Raw genomic sequence first — 20613 nt, 5'->3', positions numbered from 1 at the left:
TTGACTGTCCATAACAAAATTTCGCTGGCGGTTAACCGTTCTTCAAACGCCTTGAGGCAAGGGAAACCCATGCAAGATGCGATCCGCAAGGTCAGCAAGGCCCCGGCGCCCTTTCCCGCGCAAGACCGCGATGGAAAGCGTGCTGCTATGCGCGCATTTGCTAACGATGAGGGGGCGGACCAGCACCCGGTATTGGAAGGTGCTGAAGCTTCCAAGGATAGGCGTAAAGGTACGCGCCGCGAACCGAAGTTTGACCGGAGCGTGAATTCTCCGCCGGTCGCGGGTCTGGATGAACAGTGGTTTCCGCGCAAATGGACCTATCTGATCCTGGCTTGCATAATGACAATCGCGGTTTGTACTATCGCGTCCACTACTTTGCCACGTCCAGGCACTTGGCTTGTTCTGGCCTTTGCAGTGCTGTTTACATTGCCGATTGCACGGGTTCATGATTTCGTGATGCCACGCAGCAATTTGGCAAAGGCTATCGGGCTTGTTGCAGTTGTGGTGCTGCCTTTGTTCATGATGGGCTTCGGCCTTACAGTCTGGGCAAGCAACGAGGGCATTCGCTGGGATGTCGCAATGGCTGGCATATTGTGTGTTTCCTGTATTGCGACGGCCTATCTCAGGCGCCAGCCAGGGGCGATTTTCGCAGCGCAGTTTGCGATATGGTCAGCCGCCGTGATGGTTCACGCATCGCTCGCTGGTATCCTCGGGTTGTTTGTCGGCCTTACTGTGGCAGTGCTTGTCACGCGCGAACAATTGCTCGAACAGAAATCCGAATATGAACGGCTGGAAACACAGGAAAGGGTGCAAACCCGCGCCCGTGATATTCTTTCCGATTACGAAGAAACGGGGCAAGGCTGGTTCTGGGAGACTGATCGCCGATCCTTGTTGACCTATATCTCGCCACCGGTGGCCAAAGCGCTCAGACGGAACCCCGATCGTTTGATCGGCCAGTCATTCACGCGCCTGTTTGACCTGGAAGATACAGGCGACGAGGGCGAGCGCACACTGATATTCCACCTGTCGGCGCGTTCTGCATTCAGCGAGTTGCCGGTCCGCGCAGCCATCGAAAAGGAAGAGCGCTGGTGGTCTGTCTCGGGTCGGCCGATATATGACCAATTTGACAACTTCGTCGGTTTTCGCGGATCTGGCACCGATCTGACAGAGCGCAAGCGCAGTCAGGAGCAGGCGACGCGATTGGCGCGGTATGATGCTCTCACCGGGCTCGCAAACCGGTTCCAGATGTCGCAGAGCCTTGAAAAGATTCTGGGTGCGCAATCCGAAGCCAATCGCCACTGCGCGATCTTGCTGCTCGATCTCGACCGGTTCAAGCAGGTGAATGATACGATGGGCCATCCAGCTGGTGACGCCCTGCTAAAGCAGGTCTCGCAGCGGCTTGAACGGGCCGTAGGCAAGCTGGGGCAGGTTGGCCGTCTTGGCGGCGATGAATTCAAGGTCATCATCCCGAGCCGTGTGGAAAGGAATGTTCTGGCCAATCTGAGCAAGGAAATCATCCATTCTATTTCACAGCCCTATTCCATCGATGGGCAGCGGGTCGTAATCGGCTTGTCGATCGGTATCGCGGTATCGCCCGAGCATGGCGACAACAGCGAGGAACTGATCCGCAACGCTGACCTGGCGCTGTATGCAGCCAAGGACGGTGGGCGCGGACGATACCATTTCTACGCTGAAGATTTGCATGCAGAGGCGGAAGCGCGCTCTCAGCTGGAAGAAGATTTGCGCGATGCGGTCGTCAAGGGAGAAATGGAACTTCACTACCAACCCATCGTTTCGATGGCGACAGACCGGATTTCAGGATTTGAAGCGCTGCTTCGCTGGAATCATCCTGTCAAAGGATGGATTTCGCCCACGCGTTTCATCGGCATCGCGGAAGATAGTGGCATCATCAATTCGCTCGGTGAATGGGCCTTGCGCCAGGCATGCAAGGATCTGGCGCTTTGGCCAGACGAAGTATGCGTGGCCGTCAATGTTTCGCCGATCCAGTTTTCGAACGTGGATTTTCCGAACATTGTGAAAAACGCGATCGCACATGCCGACGTTCGCGCCTCGCGATTGGAATTGGAAATCACCGAAAGCATTTTCCTGGGTGATGATCATGGCAACGATGAGATGTTCGCTGCGCTCAAGCGGATTGGTGTGCGGCTGGCACTGGACGATTTTGGCACCGGGTATTCCTCACTCGGCTATTTGAAGAAAGCTCCGTTCGACAAGATCAAGATCGATCAGAGCTTTGTACGCGGTATGACCGAAAAGGGCAGCCGGAACGGCGCAATTATTACCTCGATAACCAGCCTCGCGCAGTCGCTTGGAATGGATACCACAGCCGAGGGCGTAGAAACGCATGATGAACTGGAGCTCATCCGGCGTCATGGTTGCAGCCATGTGCAGGGCTATATCTTTGATCGCTCCCAGCCGCTTGAACAAGTTTTGGAGCGCTTGGCTGGCGGATTGGGAACCGTTGCGGAGGGCCCCAAATCCAGCCGCGCCACACGTCAGAAAATGCTGCGCAAAGTGGTGCTGGATCATGATGGTCATCTGTACAACGGCACAATCCGGAACATATCGGTCACAGGGGCCATGGTCGAAGGCTTGTGGAATGTGCCGGTCGGCACGACATTCCACGTGCACATTTCGACCAGCCAAGTTGTATCCTGCATTGCCCGTTGGAGCGTGCAAGACCGGATGGGCGTGGAATTTGCCAACCCTCTACAGCGCGATGGCACAGGCCAGATTACAGCCATTCAGGGGCCTCCACCAAAGCAGATCGTCGCAGGGGAAATGCGCAAGGCTGGATAGTGTGCATAGGAACACCGAACTTCGCTACCATACTTAGTTAATTGGTAAGGTCGCGCGAGTAATGCTGACAGCGCGTAAAGCCTTCGAGAATCCGGCGGCGTGAATTTTGGAGAATAGACAAGGTGGGCGTACGCGGGATGTTCAGGAATCTTGGCGGCCAGCGAGCTGACCAAGTTCGCGTGCCCGACGCAGAAGCGGTCGTCGCCCGCGCTGCCATTCTGGATGATCGCCAGCGACTGGCGATGTTCGAAGCATTGGAAGCGACTGGCATTGGCTGGTTCTGGTCCACCGATGCCAAAGGCATGCTGACCTACCTTTCACCAACGGCAATCGACCAGTTCAAGGAAGGCCGCGTTGTTATTGGCGAGCAATTGGGAAAACTTGTCGAAACTGTAGAAGGTACGGACAGAGAAATCCGTGCAAGGCCGCTGTCTTTCCTGCTCAGCGCGCGGACGACATTCAGCGAACAACCTGTCCGGTTGGCTACTGCGGGGGACGGTGGAACTTCTCGAAATGAGGTATGGTGGGCGCTGACTGGCAAACCGCATTTCGATAGAGCTCAAAACTTCCTCGGATATCGCGGCAGCGCAAAAGATATCACGTCGACGTATCAGCAACTTCGCGATTCCTCTCGTGCAGCAGCCTATGACTCGCTGACAGGACTCGCAAATCGGCACCGCATGACGAAGCGGCTGACTGCAGTACTGAATGCCTATCGTCTGGAAAAACGCTCTTGCGCGTTGCTCATGCTGGATCTTGACCGGTTCAAACAGGTTAACGATACGCTGGGGCATCCTGCTGGTGATGAATTGCTACGACAGGTTTCACAGCGTTTGCAGCAGATTTTGCCTGCAGAAACGGAAATCGGCAGGCTGGGCGGCGATGAGTTCCAGATCATACTTCCAGATATGGATGATCGCGGAACGCTGGGAGAGTTGGCTAACCGCATCATCCAGATGATTTCGCAGCCATATTCGATTGAAGGTAGCCGCGCTATTATCGGGACCTCCATCGGCATCGCCATTGCGCCCTATGACGGGATCGAACCGAACGAATTGATCAAGGCATCCGATCTGGCGCTTTATGCTGCCAAAGCCGGAGGAAGAGGACAGTTCCGCTTTTATTCCAACGACCTGAAAGAATCCGCCGAAGATCGACGCGAAATCGAAGAAGATCTTCGTGACGCCCTGGCGCAGGGTCAGTTGGAAATGCATTACCAGCCGACAGTTGATACCAAGACCCATATGGTCCGCGGTTTTGAGGCACTTATGCGCTGGCATCATCCAGAGCACGGAACGATAATGCCGAGTGTATTCATCCCGATTGCCGAAGACAGCAATCTGATAGATGAACTGGGCGAATGGGCTCTGCGTCAGGCATGCGCCGATGCAGCCAATTGGCCGGGCGAACTGACTGTGGCGGTAAATGTTTCCGCCCAGCAATTCGTCAGTGACAATTTACCAACCATCATAACGAACGCGCTTTCAGCATCAGGCCTTCCTGCCAGAAGGCTTGAGCTGGAGATTACCGAAAGCGTCTTCATGGGTGAAGTTGGCGCAACCGATCAGATGTTTGCGGCGCTCCGCAAGATTGGCATCAAGCTGGCGCTTGACGATTTTGGCACCGGCTATTCGTCGCTTTCCTATTTGCGCCGAGCGCCATTCGACAAGATTAAAATCGACCAGAGTTTCGTTCGGGGATGTACCGACAAGGACAATTCGAACGCTGCTATCATCACGGCAATCATCAGTCTTGCCAGTGCAATGAACATGGCAACCACGGCGGAAGGCGTCGAAGCGCTGGACGAACTGCAGTGCATCGCCGGTCTGAATGCAGACTTTGTTCAAGGCTTTATCTTTTCACGTGCCGTGCCGCATTCCTCAGTCATGAAAAAGCTGGAGTCTGGTGAGTTGCGCTACGAACCGCTCGGACCTGCGAAACATCGTGCTGACCGCAAGATGCTTTTCCGCCGAGTTGGTGTGATCCACGAAGACCATCACTACACTGCGATATTGCGTGACCTGTCACGAAGCGGAGCGCGCATAGAAGGGCTGGCCGGTGTTCCGGTCGGTACGCAATTGCTGCTTGATCTTGGAGAAGGGCAATTGATTGTCGGGTCCGTGCGACGCTCACAAGATGCCACGCAGGGCCTCTCCTTTGAAACGCCTTTGGTGAGCGACGGGGCAGGCGGTCTGTGCACACGGCACCGCGTATCGCCCTATATGCTGGCGGCTGCAGGCATGCCATTGCGAGCGCTTCCGGCGGGCCATTATGCGCCTCCCAGAGATATCGGCGCTCCTGTAGGCTCTCCGCAGTTCATGCAGGTAGACGTATCTGCAGGCTCTCTGCGCGCTGGATAAAGAGCGCGTGGCCCAATCAAAATCGCCACTTCAATGCAAAGCTGCATGAAGCCCGCGCGCAGCTGTCTTTTTGCAAGCCCATTCCCTACCGCTTATCGTTGCAGGGTACCGAAGTTGGCGGTTCAATGGCGATCCGGTGCCGTGAACCCGGCGCGTTCTTCTGATACTCTGCGCTGGCTAGACCGTAATCTGGCAAGGGCGCGATTATCACGAACAGGACCGCTGTTGCTATAGCCCATAAGACATGCTGACATTTGCCGGAAGCGCGGCTAATGGCTGCATCAAATGACAGACCTTTCAAAAATCCGCAATTTCAGCATTATTGCTCATATTGACCACGGCAAGTCCACGCTGGCCGACCGCCTTATCCAACAGTGCGGGGGCCTCACCCTGCGCGAGATGTCCGAGCAAGTCCTTGATAACATGGACATTGAGAAGGAGCGCGGCATCACCATCAAGGCGCAGACCGTGCGCCTCAATTACACCGCCAAGGACGGCGAAACCTATGAGCTGAACCTCATGGACACCCCCGGCCATGTCGACTTCGCCTATGAAGTCTCCCGCTCCCTTGCGGCATGCGAAGGCGCGTTGCTGGTGGTGGACGCGGCGCAGGGGGTGGAGGCGCAAACCCTTGCGAATGTTTACCAGTCCATCGAGCATGACCACGAAATCGTGTGCGTCATCAACAAGATAGATCTGCCCGCTGCCGAGCCCGAAAAGGTCAAGGCAGAGATCGAAGACATCATCGGCCTCGACGCATCCGAAGCTGTCCTCACCTCCGCCAAATCGGGCATCGGGATCGAGGACGTGCTGGAAGCCGTCGTCGCCAAGATCCCGCCGCCCAAGGGTGAACGCGATGGCCCGCTGAAGGCCATGCTGGTCGATAGCTGGTACGATCCGTACCTCGGCGTGGTCATCCTTGTGCGCGTGATCGACGGCGTGCTGAAAAAGGGCCTCGACATCCGCTTCATGCAAGGCGGGACGCAGCATCTGGTGGACCGCGTGGGCTGCTTCGGCCCGAAACGCATGGAATTGCCTGAAATCGGCCCCGGCGAAATCGGCTTCATCACCGCGCAGATCAAGGAAGTCGAACAGGCCCGCGTGGGTGACACGATCACCACGGTAAAGGGCGGCGCGGAAAAGGCGCTGACCGGGTATAAGGAAGTGCAGCCGGTGGTGTTCTGCGGGCTGTTCCCGGTGGACGCGGCGGACTTTGAAAAGCTGCGCGAAAGCATCGGCAAGCTGCGCCTGAACGACGCCAGCTTCAGTTACGAGATGGAAAGCAGCGCCGCGCTGGGCTTCGGCTTCCGCGCCGGTTTCCTTGGCCTGCTGCATCTGGAAATCATTCAGGAACGGCTCAGCCGCGAATATGATCTGGACCTGATTACCACTGCGCCTTCAGTGGTTTACCGCATACACCTCGGCCATACCAAGAATGAGGACGCAAAGGTCATCGACATTCACAATCCCGCCGACTGGCCGGATGTGAACCGGATCGAGATGATCGAGGAACCGTGGATCAAGGCGGTGATTTACACGCCGGACGAATACCTCGGCTCCATCCTGAAACTGTGCCAGGACCGGCGCGGCATCCAGACCAACCTCACCTATGTCGGCGGGCGCGCGCAGGTGACCTATGAACTGCCGCTCAACGAAGTGGTGTTTGACTTCTATGACCGGCTAAAGTCGATCAGCCGGGGCTATGCCAGTTTCGATTACGAACAGATCGGCAACCGCGAAGGCGATCTGGTGAAAATGAACATTCTGGTGAATGCAGAACCCGTGGACGCCCTGTCCCTGATCGTCCACCGCGCCGTGGCGGAAGAGCGCGGCCGCGGCATGTGCGAACGCCTGAAAGACCTGATCCCCCGCCACCTGTTCAAAATCCCCGTCCAGGCCGCGATCGGCGGCAAGATCATCGCCCGCGAAACCATCGCCGCGATGCGCAAGGACGTGACCGCCAAATGTTACGGCGGCGACATTTCGCGCAAGAAAAAGCTGCTGGAAAAGCAGAAAAAGGGCAAAGCCCGGATGCGCGAATATGGCAACGTGAGCATTCCGCAGGAGGCGTTTATCGCTGCTCTGAAGATGGGGGAGGAGTGAGTGAAGCCTTCGTATTCTCAAAATACTATTTTTCAATAACGACAAAAATAAGATGAGCTAGGGTCAGAATGAAATACAAAACAGTCATTTCGAGCCAAAAACCGAATACAGCACCGGACGAGCTAACTGTCTTTCAAGTATCTGCTGATCGTTATGTATTTTGCCCGATCCGTACACGAGCATACAAAATCGATTCGAAGCCGGAAGAGCTTGTCCGTCAATGGTGGCTCTACCGTCTACACTCAGAATATGGATACTCGTTCGAACAGTTGGACGTAGAGGTCTCGGTCAAGGTCGGATCGACTGAAGCCAAAAAATCGGCGGACATCGTCGTCTATTCGGACAGCAAGCGAAAGACGCCGCGAATTTTTATTGAGGTCAAGAAGCCTAATAGAAAAGACGGCGTAGACCAGCTGCAGGTTTACATGAACGCCACCGGTTGCAGAATCGGTCTTTGGAGCAATGGCGCTCCGCCGCATGTGTACCTTTTGCGAGTGGAACCGAAAGGGGCGTCAGAACAGCCTTTGTGGCGTGAGTTGCGAAACATACCGCGGAAGAACGAAGATTTATCTGACGTTGACTCACCTATTACTCGGAAGGAACTCGATCCGGTAAAAGATTTTATATCGCTTTTTAAAGAATGCGAAGATTACATCAAGGCACATGAGGGTGCCGATCCGTTTTCAGAGATATTCAAATTGGTTTTCGCGAAGTTATACGATGAGCGACGAAATCTAAAGAATGATCAATCGATCTGTCAGTTTAGGGTTGGCGCATTTGAGTCAGCCGATGGTGCACGAAATCGCATCGTCGCTTTGTTTGACGCTGCGAAGAAGCATTGGGCTGGCGTCTTTGATGACTCTGATCAGATTGAGCTCACCGACGAGACGCTCGCGTTTTGCGTATCGGCCCTCCAAAAGGCTTATCTGCTTCGTTCAGATGCAGATGCGCTAGGCGCAGCTTTTGAGGTGATGATCAATCCAGGCATGAAAGGCGACAAGGGCCAATATTTCACGCCTCGCCACGTCGTGAAGCTTTGCATCGATGTTCTTGATCCGAAAGACGATGAGTCTGTATTTGATCCAGCATGCGGTAGTGGCGGTTTTCTTATCTATGCAATGGATAAAGTATTCAAAGAGATTGCTGATGATCGCGATGATTTGTCGGAGATTCTTGAAAACCAGAAGGACTACGCTTCAACATACGTTTACGGCATGGATTATGACCGTACTTTGGCAAAAGTTGCGAAGGCTTACATGCTTATTTGGGGGGATGGACGATCGAACATCGCCGTTGCTGACGCCCTGAACGAAAACAACTGGAACAAAGGTGCAAAAGCGAAATTCACCTTGGGGTCCGGCAATTCCGCAGAGCTTAAGCAGTTCGATGTAATAGCTACAAACCCACCCTTTGGCGGCGCCATCAAGTCTGAAGAGACCCTATCCAAGTATGAAGTCGCATTTAAAATCCAAGGTGGCAAGAAGAAGCGATTTTCGCAGGTTTCTCGCGACAGGCTATTTATAGAAAGATGCTCAGAGTTTTTGAAGCCAGGGGGGCGAATGGCAATCGTTCTGCCTCGCGGTATCTTAAAAAATTACACAGATGAATATGTACGCAAGTTCATAATTAGAGATTTTCGGGTGATCGCATCGGTTGGCCTCAGTGGGGAAATGTTCAAACCTTTCACAAATACAAAGACGTGCGTCCTGTTTTTACAAAAGCGAATGTCGCCGCTTGAGAGTCTTGAGGATGCCAAAGCCGACCCTGAGATAGTTTTCTGTCAAACCACTCGTCCGGGTAAGTCGCGCTCTGGGCAGCTTATTCGTGATGAAGACGGCGAGGTGGTCTCAGACTTGGACGAGATCGCAAATTTCATTTTAGCCAATTCGGAGTGGAGCTAATGGCGCAATTAGTTGTCAGACCATTCGAAGCAACCAAGCTCGACCTGCCTCAGGCGGCAACGGGACTAGAACAGCACAATCATATTTTGGAGCCGGAGTTTCATCAGGATCAATATGTCGATGCAGTTTTGAATGCAGCAGGTAAGAAGAATGCCTTCCAATTAGGCGATGAAACCCTTTTGGTCAGAAGTATCTCTCGTGGTCGTCAGCCGGAGTATGCTGATGACGACTGCGATCTTGAAAGCTTGTCTTTTGAGGGAATGCTGCAACGCGACGGGACCCGCCATGGAGATGATGATGGAAAGGCAAACGTGTGTGCCCTGAAATCCAACTGCATCCGAAATGGCTTTATTGATTTCGACCTCGCTCGCTCGGTCAGTCGCGCTTTTTTTACAAAGGTAAAGGACAGATCGAGTGTGCAGAAAGGCGACTTATTGATAAATTCTACCGGTGATGGAACTATAGGTCGGGTCGCGGTGTATGGTCAGTCATTTCCAGCTGTGGTCGACGGCCACGTATCTATTATACGCTTCAAAGATCCAACTCTTTCTTGGTATAGTGCGTCATATCTGATGTCGGACGAAGGGAGGGACCAGCTTTACCGATACATAAATGGCTCAAGTGGTCAGGTTGAGATTTATCCGCAAGACATCGCGCGTATTTGGATTCCTGGCGATGACAGTGAAATAATGCTGTCTGTTGCCGAAAAACTGAGGTCAGCTTGCGACAAGCATGACAAGTTCTATGAGGAAATTACTGATGCAAGAGCCCATTTCCTTTGATGGCGCGATCCGCAAGTTGTAAAGGATATCCATCGGCTGGTTTCAGGCTGCTTGCTAGCGCTGGGCCGTCAGGCCCACCCCGCTGCGACTAGTCTCACCTTCGGTTCGGCAAGTCTCGCTGCCCCTCCCGCAAGCGGTAGGAGATCAGGTAGGCGGCGTCTTGGCTGGGCGCGGTTCGCCAGCCTCCCGAACCCGCACCACGTCATCCGGCCAAAGCGCCTGCAAGCTCTCCGCCTGCAAAAACCCGCGATGCACGCGGATTTGTCCCGGTCGCGTTTTTGTTTGTTTAGCCTCAGGCGCCGGCGCTCGCATCCGCTCGCTCAGGCTATCCTCGTCTGAATCCCTCCGCTTCGCTTCGGGGCGGCTGCGGGCGGCCAGTCGGCCTTGCCGTCCGCCTGCGGCAGACGGTTCGTTGTCATTTGTTTTAGTCATGCGCTTTCGTCCGCATCCGGGTCGATCAGTTCCCAGCCGTCATCCTTCTCCACCCGCCGTTCGGCGGAGAGGCGTTTGTTCAATTCCTTGATGGGGTCGAAGTCCCGCTCATCGTCCGGCTCTTCCCATTCGGCGTCTTCGGCGGGGGAGCGGGTTTTGCGCGCGGCGTCCTCTTCGCTCTTCCACGCGTAGCCGCTTTCCCTGTCGCGGTTCCGGCTTTCCTCGAAGGCATCGCGCAGGGCGAGCGTTTCGGGGCTCATCATCGCTTCCTCGCGGCTGCGCATCAGGTCCAGCTTGGTGGTGAGCGATTCCAGGGTGGAGCCGCGCTTGGTCTTGGTAGCGGCGAGGGCGTCCCGCTCCCATTCCTTGCGCCATTCCTTTTTCATCTGCGCCAGGCGGTGGCGGTCGAGCGCGTTCATGCCCTTCGCCCCGTCAGAGGCAAAGCGCTTCGGCGCGCGGTTGCGCAGCATGAACATCAGCAGCCGGTCATTATATACGGTGCGGCTGCCGATGATCTTGCCATAGGCGTACACCGGCACCTGCACGCCGTTCAGCGCGCGGTCCATCGCCACATCCTCGATCCGCTGCACGCCAAGGCTGAGCGCGGCCTTCCACGCCTTGCGGAAGCTGTGCGCCTCTGGATGGCGGCGCAGGAGATACGCGCCCTCCGGCGTCATCCCCACGCTGTTCGCCGCCGCCCGCACAGAACCGTAATCGGCCAGCGCCTCCATGAACAATTGCTGGCGTTCGGGCGTCCACCCGTCATGGCGCGCGCATTTGCGCGGGACCGGCGTAAAGGCAGGGAGGGTGGCGGCTTTGGGATTGGCTTTGGGCACGAGGGATGGCTCCGGCGGGCTGGGGGGCCTTGCGCGGTGCCGGTGTGCGGTTGCTGTAGGAAAGCTGTTCGCGGAGGCTGGGTGTCAGCCGGGCGGGCTGTTGGCGTCCGCATATTCGGTCGCGATCGTATCATACTGCGTGTCGACCTCATTGCCGAGCGACAGCATGGTGCCCGCCAACGCAACCGCGATCAGCATCGCGATTATGCCGTACTCAACGGCTGCTGTACCGGTCTGATCAGCGATCAGGCGGCGAAAATGGCGAACAGACATGTGCGTTTTCCTGCATCCCAGATCATGGTTACTGCGGGATAGGCAAGCAGGGTAAATATCAGGTGTACGCCGCGCTTGTGGGTGCTTGCTGGCCCCAAAAGACCTGTTTCGGACACAATTTTGGCTTGGCAACGTCGGCGCTCCAACATGCAGACTGCTGTTGCAAAAAGGGCCAGCCAGACAGCCCCGGACCGATTTTGAGCGCGGAATTCAGTGCCGACGGATGTGCAAAAACTGCTCTTAAGTATCTGGACTAACAATAATATGCTCTGGATTGGACAGCGCTGCTGCCCGCCAAAAAGGCGCTTCGGGGCATTGTTTCAAAAATGTCACACGATCTTGTCTCCTGTGAAACCAGACCACACAGGCGTTGTATCTGGCCCAAGGTTCGTGTTTTGGAGCGCAGTCAGAGAAGAGGTATCGTTTACCGGATCACCATGACGGACATAATTCCGCAGGCCCGGTGCTTCTTTTCAGCAGTTTCTCCCCCTTACCAGGAGTATTTGAATGTTTAATCGCAAGACAAAGGCTTCGTTGCTCGCGAGCTCAGTGATCTTTGCATCACTGGTTGCAACGCCGGCAATGGCGCAAGACGACCCCATGGCAGATCCTGCCGTGACAGAAGGTGAGCGTATCGTCGTCACCGGTTCGCGCATCGCGCGTCAGAATGTCGATACCGCTGCGCCTGTCGCAGTTGTCGATTCCGAAGAGTTCTCGCTCTCGGGTACGGTCAACATCGAAAACGTGATCAACACGCTTCCGCAGGTTGTTCCTGGCTTCACTTCGAACTCCAACAACCCCGGCAACGGCACGGCTACTGTGGATTTGCGCGGCCTCGGCGCTGCTCGCACCATGGTTCTGGTCAACGGCCGTCGCTGGATGTTCTATGATACCGCCCAGCAGGTCGATCTCAACACCATCCCGCAGTTCCTGCTGGAAACCGTTGATGTTGTGACCGGTGGTGCTTCGGCCGTTTACGGTTCCGATGCTCTTGCAGGCGTCGTCAACTTCAACCTGCGTCACGTTGATGGCGTAGAGCTTGGTGGTCAGTATTCGATCACCGACGAGTGGGACGCTGACCGTTATCAGGTCCACGGCGCAATCGGCACCGAGTTCGGCGATGGCCGCGGTCGTGCGACTGTTTACGCTGAATATTTCAACCGCGAATCGCTCTTCCAGGGTGAGCGCGGCTTCTCCGAATTCGCTTTGAGCGAATTGCCTGCCAACTTCGGTCCTCCGCTTCAGCAGGGTGGTTCGTCCACATTGCCAAGCGGCGTGCTTCGCTATCTCGGCGGTGCATCGGGCACGGCAACTTTGCCTGCTGGCACTGAATTCGGTAATGCTGGCGCTGTCGGCTTCGGCACAGGCGTTGTCTTCGATGACGTTGCCGGTGACTTCCGTCGCCGTGCAGGCGATGCATACAACTATGCTCCGGTAAACTACCTGCAGGTTCCGCAGGAACGTTACCTGCTTGGCGGTATGGCCGAGTATGAAATTGCCGACGGACACGAAGTGTACACGGAAGTTTCTTTCGTGAACAACCGTGTTGCCGGTGAGCTTGCCTCCACTCCTGTGACAGGCAACTTCAACGTAAACCTCGCAGCTGTGCAGCCATTCCTGATTGCTGGCGATTTTGCCCAGTTGCAGTCGATTGATGCCAACGAAACTGTTGCGAACGCTGCATTCAATGCGGCCATGGCTGACCAGGATCCCGATACACCAGGTGTGCAGTTCACACCGGTTACCGATGATCCGGGCGTTGTGAACTTCTTCGTACAGCGTCGTGTTACCGAAACCGGTGCCCGTAACAGCCTTGACGAGCGTAATGCGTTCCGTGTGGTTGGCGGTATCCGCGGTGATATCACCGATTACATCAACTACGATGCCTACTACATGTATGCACGTACGCGGAACTCGCAGATCCAGGCTGGTAACATCTCGAGGTCCGCCTTCCAGGCTGGCCTTGACGGAAGTGCTCCGGCGATCAACATCTTCGGTGCGGACACCCTGACACCTACGATGGTCAACCAGATTTCGATCCTGGCGCAGAACAGCGACATTTCGGAACTGTCCGTGGCCACCGGCTTCCTGTCGGGTACTTTCGGCGATGCCGCTATTGGCAACGCTGCTCCGATCGGTTTCGCGCTTGGTGCAGAATACCGGAAGGTTTCGTCGCAGTTCGTTCCTGATACGGCCCTTTCCAGCGGCGACGTGATCGGCTTCAACGCCGGTCAATCGACGCAAGGTTCGTATGATGTGAAGGAATTCTTCGGCGAGCTCGACATTCCGATCCTCGACACCGATTCCGGCATGACACTCGATATCAATCTTGCAGGCCGTTACTCCGACTACTCGCTCGAAGCGATTGGCGGCGTATGGACCTATGCTGGTGGTATCGAATTCGCTCCGATCCCGGACGTCAAGTTCCGTGCGCAGTATCAGCGCGCTGTTCGTGCTCCGAACGTGGGTGAACTGTTTGGCGGTCGTGCAATCGGCTTCCCGACTGTTTCGGATCCGTGTGCTGATGCGAACAATGTCAATGACGCTACCATCATCGCGCTTTGTGAAGGCACCGGCGTACCGGTTGGCAGCACGGGCGATCCAGATCTGCAGCCAAACGCTCAGACTCCTGCGATCTTCGGTGGTAACGGCAATTTGTTCGAAGAAACATCGGACTCCTGGACTGTTGGCGTTGTAATTCAGCCGACTTCGGTTCCGGGTCTGTCGTTGACAGTGGACTACTTCAACATCGAAATCGAAAACGCGATTGCGAACTTCGGTGGCGGTCTGAACAACACGCTGAACCTGTGTTACAATGTGGTGCAGGACCTCTCGAGCATCTACTGTCAGGCAATCAATGGTTCACGCGTAAACGGCGCGATCACCACGGCTAACCCGCCGCTGATCATTTCGTCCAACGTGGCCGCCTTGCAGGTTTCCGGCATCGATCTTCAGTTGAACTACAGCACGGACGTTCCGTTCTCGTTGTTCACTTCGAACGGTGCTTCGGACCTTAGCTTCGCGTTCCTGGGTACATGGACCGAAACCAACGACACCTTCCCGGTTGCCGGTTTCGATACCGTGATCGAGTGTGCCGGACGCTTTGGTACGACCTGTAACAACCCAACGCCTTCGTTCAAATGGACGAACCGCTTGAGCTGGGTTGATGGTCCGATGACTGTATCGACACGCTGGCGCCACCTGTCGGCCGTGGACGATGATGATGACAACACGGACTACACCGCGTTCAACGGTATCGAGCGTATCAAGGCATATGATCTCATCGATCTGACGCTTTCGTACGACTTCAACGAAGCTCTGACGTTCTCGGTTGGTGTGAACAACTTGTTCGACACACTGCCCGATACGCCTACGTTCGACGCCAATGGCGTTGTTCAGGGTCGTCCGAACTCGCTGTTGCTCGGTGACAACCAGGAGCAGGCCAACACCTATCCGTCGACTTACGACGTGCTTGGTCGCGACTTCTTCGCATCGGTTCTGGTTCGCTTCTAAGCGGCATCAGCCCGAGCGAAAGCTCAACAAAAAACGGGCGGGAGACTTTCGGGTCTCCCGCCCTTTTTTGTGAAAATAAATCCGCGCCGGATTCGCACGGCATGCGCGCAGCACCCACGCGAAATCCGCGAGCGCAAGCGATTGGACTGTATTGGGAATGGCCGCCTAAGCGGTGCGTTTATAGACCCTGAAGTCGGCAAAGGGCATGGGCGCTCTGCCGTCGAGCAACGGTTCTTCCCGCTCAAGTTCCAGCCCCGCAGCGGCCAGCACGGCGACGACGGTTTCACGGTCGCTGGCAGCTTCAGCGGCAAGTTCTAGCGAGGCTATGCGGCCGAGCTCGTTCTCGGCCTGATTGGCGATATCATCCAGAATGCTGGCAACACGGGGTGCCGCGTCCTGACGACCGAGATGGAGTGTGCGCCGGATCGCCTCGGCAATCTCCCATGCAGCCGACGATGGCCCATGCAGTGCCGCACCCTTTTCGGGTGCCTCGATGATCTGGACTGGAATGGCGGCAATGCCGGCCCCGCGCAGAGCAAGACTTCTTTTCGCGATTCCAAGAAGTTGCTGTTCTTCCAAAGCCCATCGGAGTTGTTCGCGGCGCTTGCGATTGTGCGCAACTATCGGTCCGTCGATCCGGTGCGTCATCAATGCGAGCTGGCCCGCCGGGCGCAGAACGCGCGCAATTTCAGCCGCAATGCGATCTATACGGCCATACTCGAAGCCGAACTGGCTGGTGACGACCGCGAATTGATTATCGCCGAACGGCAGATTTTCCATGCTCACCCCGCCGCGCAATTTCGCGCCGCGCGGGGCCGGGGGCAGGGCGGTAGCAAGGTCGATACCGACGGGCTTGATGTCGCGCCGCGCCGCCATCACCTGCGTCATGACAATGCCGTCACCCGAAGCAAGATCGAGCAGTTTCGCGTTTCGCGGCAGCGTGGCGGCAAATTTCTTCCAGCGCGCACCACGCGTGTCCTCGATACCTTGCCAGCCGTCAGGCAAGCAGCCTGTACCGCGCCCCGGCTTCTGGCCTGAAGCAGCAGCTGGGCCGCGCGATTGGTGTTCCCAGAAAGCATTCCAGGCATCATGGACATTGGTATCGGTCATGCAGTCCGGTTCTTGCGGTTCACGACGTCGAACGCAACGGTCATTCGCGTCCCTTCCGAGAAAGGCCTGGTTCCATGGAACAGCGTGCTGGGAAACAGGGCTAGATGCTGCTCCTTGGGTTCGACAATGTGCAGCGGCCCCAGATCAAGCCCGAGGTCGGGCGGCGGACGACCAACTTCGAGCCAGCCGGCTCGCTCATCATCATCTTTCGACCTGTGTGGCACGTTGACATAGAGTGCAGAGGACAGCAGCCCTTGCGGATGGATGTGCGGTGTGTGGTAATCTCCGCCTCCCGCAAGCCGGACTGACCATGATCCCGCGAAAGTCCAGTCCGTATCGCGGTGGCGCAGCAGGGGATGGGCGTCATCGCGCAACGGAAGGCCCGCGCGATATTCTTGCAAGGTCGATAATATCGCCGCCCGCAAGGCCTGAAATTCCGGCTCGGCACGGTCGAACAGCTGGCCGCGGGTTTGTGTTCCTCCCCTGAGCGATTGGCCAAGGGGAAAGGGACTGCCATCATGGAGCGTGCCGAGCAGATTGATAGCTGGCGGCAAAACCGAATCGGCGTCATGCAATTCTATCCGCTGCACCAGCCCGGCCTGTTCGTGCAGCCACGCGGCACGCGGGTCTTCGGTCAGGCGCCAAACGATCCCGCGGAATGCCCATGCCGCGATGCTTAACGGGTTATGCTGCAGTGCCCGTTCCAACGCATATTCTGCGCGGTCCGGTTCGGATGCCCGGATGGCGTGCCTGCCTTCATGTACCCAGCGTTCCTGCGTATCATCCTTGTTATCGGCAAACAGGCGTCTGGCCATGTCCAGATCACCTGCATCGCCGGCATAAATCGCCTCAAGCAGCGCAAGTCGGTGGTGATCCGGGAATCTTCGCCGTGCATTGGTAATGACCTCTGCGGCTTCCGCTGCAAGGTCCAGGCCGGAAAGCTGCGCTGCCCATTCGATCGGAATGTTGGCATCTTGCGGAACGCGCTTTGCCGCATCGCCATAGTGGGACGCAAAGTTCTTGTCGCCAGCCGCTAGCCTCAATTGAGCAACGAATCGCAGCGCATCGGTCCACTGCGGCAGCTTTTCGAGAAGTGAGTCCATGATTTTGCGTGCTTCATCGGACCGCCCGGCCACATCAAGTGCCTGCGCCTTGCTGTACCACATGAACGGATCGCCCTGGTTAAGCCGCAGCGCGCGGTCCATCTGCTCGACTGCATCGTTTTCTCCCCGCTCCAGGGCAACCGTGGCGCGTCCCTGCATTGCGCGCAGGCGCTGCGGTTCGATCGCAGTTGCCCGGTCGTACCATTGCGCAGCGGCGGAAAGATTGTTGGTAGCGCGTTCGGAGAATGCCCTGGTCGAGCAATACACCGCACTGTTTTTGCAGGTTTTTTCAACGGTATTCAATACGGCCAGCGCCTCATCATGGCGGCCCGCGGTACCCAGGGCGATTGCCTGATCAATGGCGAAATTGTTTGCGGCGGGAGCCAGTTTGTAGGCTTTCCCAAACCAGTCTGCAGCGGCAGAGGGATCACCTTTTTCGAGCAATATCTTGCCAGCGGCATGCGGTAGAGCCGCTTCGCGTGGAAATTGCGCTATGCCCCGCTCAAGGATAGCCAATGCCTCGGCAGTGTTACCCGCCTGAGCGGCAGTTTGCGCCTGCATGAAGCAGTCTCGCGGATTCCCGGCGATCATCTATCGTGCAGCCAGCCGCTTATCGCATAGCGGCCCTTCGGTGCGAACGGCGGGACGTATGTGACGGCGTGTGCCTGCGGTACCCGAAACAGGTTCAGCGTGTTGAACCGGGGTTTGAAACCGGTTTCAATATTGTCGTCGTCATCGAAGAAGACCAGATAACCGCCCCAGTCCGGATACCAGTCATCGATGGTCAGATTGAGGACGTAGGCGATCCGCCAGCCTTCCTCGACATGACTGTCAACGTGGCGGCCGAGGAAATGCTGTGCTCCAAAGCAACTGGCATGGGCATCGGCCTTGGCCAGTTCCGCAATGCCGGTGATATCACGCATGAGGCCGAGGAAGGGCTCCGCGTTCAGATGTTCAAGCAGGATTTCATGCGGACCGTCTGGATCCCAGCCGCCCTGCAATGCCTCGACCAGTGAATAGCGTAGCGATCGGTAAGCATAGTCGCGCCCCGCCGCAGCCTTGTCCGTCTCCTTTGCCAATTCCATCGCCTGCATGGCGATGTCTTTCTGGCGCAAATCCTGCGCTCTGAAACCTTGCGGCTTGCCGTGCGTACCGGCTTGAAGTCCCAGTCCCCAATCCGTGTGGTCATGCAGGATCGTGCGCAGTTCGCGCGCGGTTTCATCGGTGAGGATGTTCCTGATCTGCAACCGGTTCGCGCCTGCAAACTCTGTTGCCAGTGCGGCTCGGTCGAGATCGGGGTTCAGTTCGAAAAGCGATTTCGCCATGGCGCATCGTATACGAAAGCATGGCCTGCTGCGCCAGCCCCGCACACATCAAAAAGAAGGAGCCCGCCGCAATGTTTCCGGTGGAGGAAATACAAATGCTGCGGGCTCCGGAGCGCTTCGCTGGATGCGGGCCGCGCTTACCTCACGACCTTCAGCCAGCGAGGCCGCGTTAGGCCAGCTTGTCAGCCGCGGCGGGTTTCGGTGCCTATCAAAGCTGTGACCTGCCGTTCGAAACCGCGCATTTTTTCGGTGTAACATTCGCGGGCCTGGCGGCTCGGGAGAAGCGACCTGGCGCTTCTGATGTCCATCCCGCAAGCATACTGGGCGGCGCTGCGCAGGCGATTGTGCAGCCGGTCCTGTCCGCGCTCGGTCGAAAGATCGAGATCGCCATACTCTACCAGAGCCATTGCCACAGCATCCGAGTCATTGGCGAATGCCGGGGCGGCGGCCATCGTGCTGGCGAACATTGCAGCAGCAAGGCTGCCTTTCAGAAAATTGGTCATCCTGTTTCCTCCTCTTTGCGCTGCCGGCCCTATTTGGGGGGTGGGGGGTGACCGGAAGCGATGAGTGTTTTCTACGGACGGCAGTATTGAAATGATTGCCTGTCTCGACCGGCAATCGCGCAATTCCGACGAACCGCTGGCGCGCCGGACGACAGCCATATTTGTCACGACCAGCGTCGAGCGTTTGGATTTTTGCCGGTCGGAAGGGAATTTGGCCCCATCTCGTTTGGGCCATCTTATTGGGACCCGCCATTTTGGCCCCGCTATTTTGTAATGGCGGCGCGCCTTCACTTGGCGTTCAGCGCTGGCGTAGCTATAGGCACCTTATGACATCGACAAAATCGCTTCGCGGTGCCCTTGCGGCCGCTACATTTGCTCTCGTCCTGACCGGCTGCGGAGGCGGCAGTTCAAACGAGCAGACCGACCTTGCCTATGTCGCGCGTGATGTGGAAACGCTCTACAACGCAGCGAAGGAACGGCTTGACCGGGGTGATCTGGCAGTTGCCGCGGCGCTGTTCGATGAAGTGGAACGGCAACACCCCTATTCACCATGGGCACGCCGCGCGCAGCTGATGAGCTCTTTTTCCTATTACGCAGCGCGCGAATATAATGGCGCAATTGCTTCTGCATCGCGCTTTTTGTCAATTCACCCGGGCAATGCGGACGCGCCCTACGCCTATTACCTCATCGCGCTCAGCTATTACGAGCAGATCAGCGATGTGGAACGCGATCAGGCTATTACCCGTCAGGCGCTCACTGCGCTGAACGAAATCGTCCGCCGCTACCCTCGCAGCCCCTACGCGGCCGATGCGCGGCTCAAGATTGATCTTGTGAATGATCACCTTGCCGGCAAGGAAATGGAAATCGGCCGTTTTTATGAACGGACCGGGCAATGGCTTGCCGCGCAGCTGCGCTTTCAGAATGTAATCGATGATTACCAGACAACCAGCCACACGCCAGAAGCGCTTTACCGGCTTGTGGAAACCAGCCTTTCGATTGGCGTGCCTGAAGAGGCGCAGCGTTATGCCGCCGTGCTCGGTGCAAACTATCCGGGCAGTGAATGGTATGAACGCGCGTTTGAGCTGATGGAAGAACATCAGCCAGCACGGGTCAGCGGCTAGCCAGGCTTACGCGACCGCCGTTTCCCGGCGGTTTGCATCAATCAATTCGGCAAGGTCCGGCAGGTGCAATGATTTGCCCAGCTCTATCCCTGCGCGCCCGTCATGCGCCCAGCGAATCGTCCCGTCGAGTCGGCGGCCGCAACTGGTGTCCAGGGCCACGCTTTCACCAACGGCAAATTTGCGCTGTCCAAGGTTGCTGATTCGCGCACCGTGCTGCGAAAGCTCGATGAGCAGGCAGGGGGCGGGTTTGCGCCCCTCGCTTTCCAGTTTGGAGGGCATCCGGAGCGCATAACGCTTGTGAGCCCTGATCGTGAGCACCGACATGGTGGCCATACCTTCTATTACTGCGACCCTATTCCAGCAGATAGGAGTTAAAATTCACTCAAGCTCCACCATTTCGCGACGAGCCATCGTTGCGCCGGGACGGGTGG

14 protein-coding genes are annotated in these 20613 nt (G+C 56.7%); 7 read left to right on the top strand and 7 right to left on the bottom strand.

Translation table 11 applies throughout. From position 1 onward, the window contains the following. Positions 1–69: 69 nt before the first annotated feature. The 5 genes from AB731_RS08360 (at position 70) to AB731_RS08340 (ending at position 9966) form a co-directional block, all read left to right on the top strand. Positions 70–2820 carry an EAL domain-containing protein gene (locus AB731_RS08360; protein WP_047093497.1) on the top strand — a complete coding sequence of 917 codons (2751 nt, stop codon included), beginning with the start codon at positions 70–72 and terminating at the stop codon, positions 2818–2820. Between the two features lie 179 nt (positions 2821–2999). After that, a complete protein-coding gene (locus AB731_RS08355) occupies positions 3000–5180 on the top strand; it encodes a putative bifunctional diguanylate cyclase/phosphodiesterase (protein WP_231638887.1) in 2181 nt (726 codons plus the stop codon). Positions 5181–5465: 285 nt separating this feature from the next. Then, positions 5466–7283 (top strand): translation elongation factor 4, encoded by a 1818-nt coding sequence (gene lepA, locus AB731_RS08350; RefSeq protein WP_047093499.1) that lies wholly within the window; start codon positions 5466–5468, stop codon positions 7281–7283. Positions 7284–7351: 68 nt separating this feature from the next. Next, the gene (locus AB731_RS08345) at positions 7352–9184 is read left to right on the top strand and encodes an N-6 DNA methylase (protein WP_047093500.1); all 1833 of its coding nucleotides are present in this window, start codon (positions 7352–7354) and stop codon (positions 9182–9184) included. Then, positions 9184–9966: a restriction endonuclease subunit S domain-containing protein gene (locus AB731_RS08340; RefSeq protein ID WP_047093501.1), complete on the top strand. Its 783-nt coding sequence runs from the start codon at positions 9184–9186 to the stop codon at positions 9964–9966. The genes AB731_RS08345 and AB731_RS08340 overlap by 1 nt, the downstream gene beginning before the upstream one ends. Positions 9967–10394: 428 nt before the next feature. On the opposite strand, the gene AB731_RS08335 is transcribed toward AB731_RS08340, so the two are convergent. Together AB731_RS08335 and AB731_RS08330 are read right to left on the bottom strand one after the other, a co-directional pair. After that, entirely contained in the window at positions 10395–11234 is an 840-nt protein-coding gene (locus tag AB731_RS08335; RefSeq protein WP_052768981.1) for a hypothetical protein, read from the bottom strand. Positions 11235–11318: 84 nt separating this feature from the next. After that, the gene (locus AB731_RS08330) at positions 11319–11507 is read right to left on the bottom strand and encodes a Flp family type IVb pilin (protein WP_047093503.1); all 189 of its coding nucleotides are present in this window, start codon (positions 11505–11507) and stop codon (positions 11319–11321) included. Positions 11508–12107: 600 nt separating this feature from the next. On the opposite strand from AB731_RS08330, the gene AB731_RS08325 reads away from it, so the two are divergent. After that, entirely contained in the window at positions 12108–15020 is a 2913-nt protein-coding gene (locus tag AB731_RS08325) for a TonB-dependent receptor domain-containing protein (RefSeq protein ID WP_231638886.1), read from the top strand. A 165-nt stretch (positions 15021–15185) separates the two neighbouring features. Here the strand turns inward: AB731_RS08325 and AB731_RS08320 are convergent, their stop codons facing one another. The 4 genes from AB731_RS08320 to AB731_RS08305 form a co-directional block, all read right to left on the bottom strand. After that, the gene (locus AB731_RS08320; RefSeq protein WP_047093505.1) at positions 15186–16130 is read right to left on the bottom strand and encodes a class I SAM-dependent methyltransferase; all 945 of its coding nucleotides are present in this window, start codon (positions 16128–16130) and stop codon (positions 15186–15188) included. After that, complete coding sequence (locus AB731_RS08315; RefSeq protein WP_047093506.1) at positions 16127–17824, bottom strand: putative 2OG-Fe(II) oxygenase; 1698 nt, start codon at positions 17822–17824, stop codon at positions 16127–16129. Before AB731_RS08315 ends, AB731_RS08320 begins: the two co-directional genes overlap by 4 nt. Further along, positions 17821–18558, bottom strand: a complete 738-nt coding sequence (locus tag AB731_RS08310) for a 2OG-Fe(II) oxygenase (protein ID WP_047093507.1) — start codon at positions 18556–18558, stop codon at positions 17821–17823. The genes AB731_RS08315 and AB731_RS08310 overlap by 4 nt, the downstream gene beginning before the upstream one ends. Before the next feature lie 182 nt (positions 18559–18740). After that, positions 18741–19061: a UrcA family protein gene (locus AB731_RS08305; RefSeq protein WP_047093508.1), complete on the bottom strand. Its 321-nt coding sequence runs from the start codon at positions 19059–19061 to the stop codon at positions 18741–18743. 326 nt (positions 19062–19387) lie between these two features. On the opposite strand from AB731_RS08305, the gene AB731_RS08295 reads away from it, so the two are divergent. Next, complete coding sequence (locus AB731_RS08295) at positions 19388–20182, top strand: outer membrane protein assembly factor BamD (protein ID WP_047093510.1); 795 nt, start codon at positions 19388–19390, stop codon at positions 20180–20182. A gap of 6 nt (positions 20183–20188) precedes the next feature. Here AB731_RS08295 and AB731_RS08290 read toward each other — a convergent pair whose 3' ends face one another. Further along, on the bottom strand, positions 20189–20506 hold the full coding sequence (locus AB731_RS08290) for a PilZ domain-containing protein (protein ID WP_197076220.1): 318 nt from the start codon (positions 20504–20506) through the stop codon (positions 20189–20191). Positions 20507–20613 lie beyond the last annotated feature (107 nt).

Source organism: Aurantiacibacter marinus (genome assembly GCF_001021555.1).
GTDB classification, from domain to species: Bacteria; Pseudomonadota; Alphaproteobacteria; order Sphingomonadales; family Sphingomonadaceae; genus Alteraurantiacibacter; species Alteraurantiacibacter marinus.
This window is presented reverse-complemented; position numbering and strand designations above follow the sequence as displayed.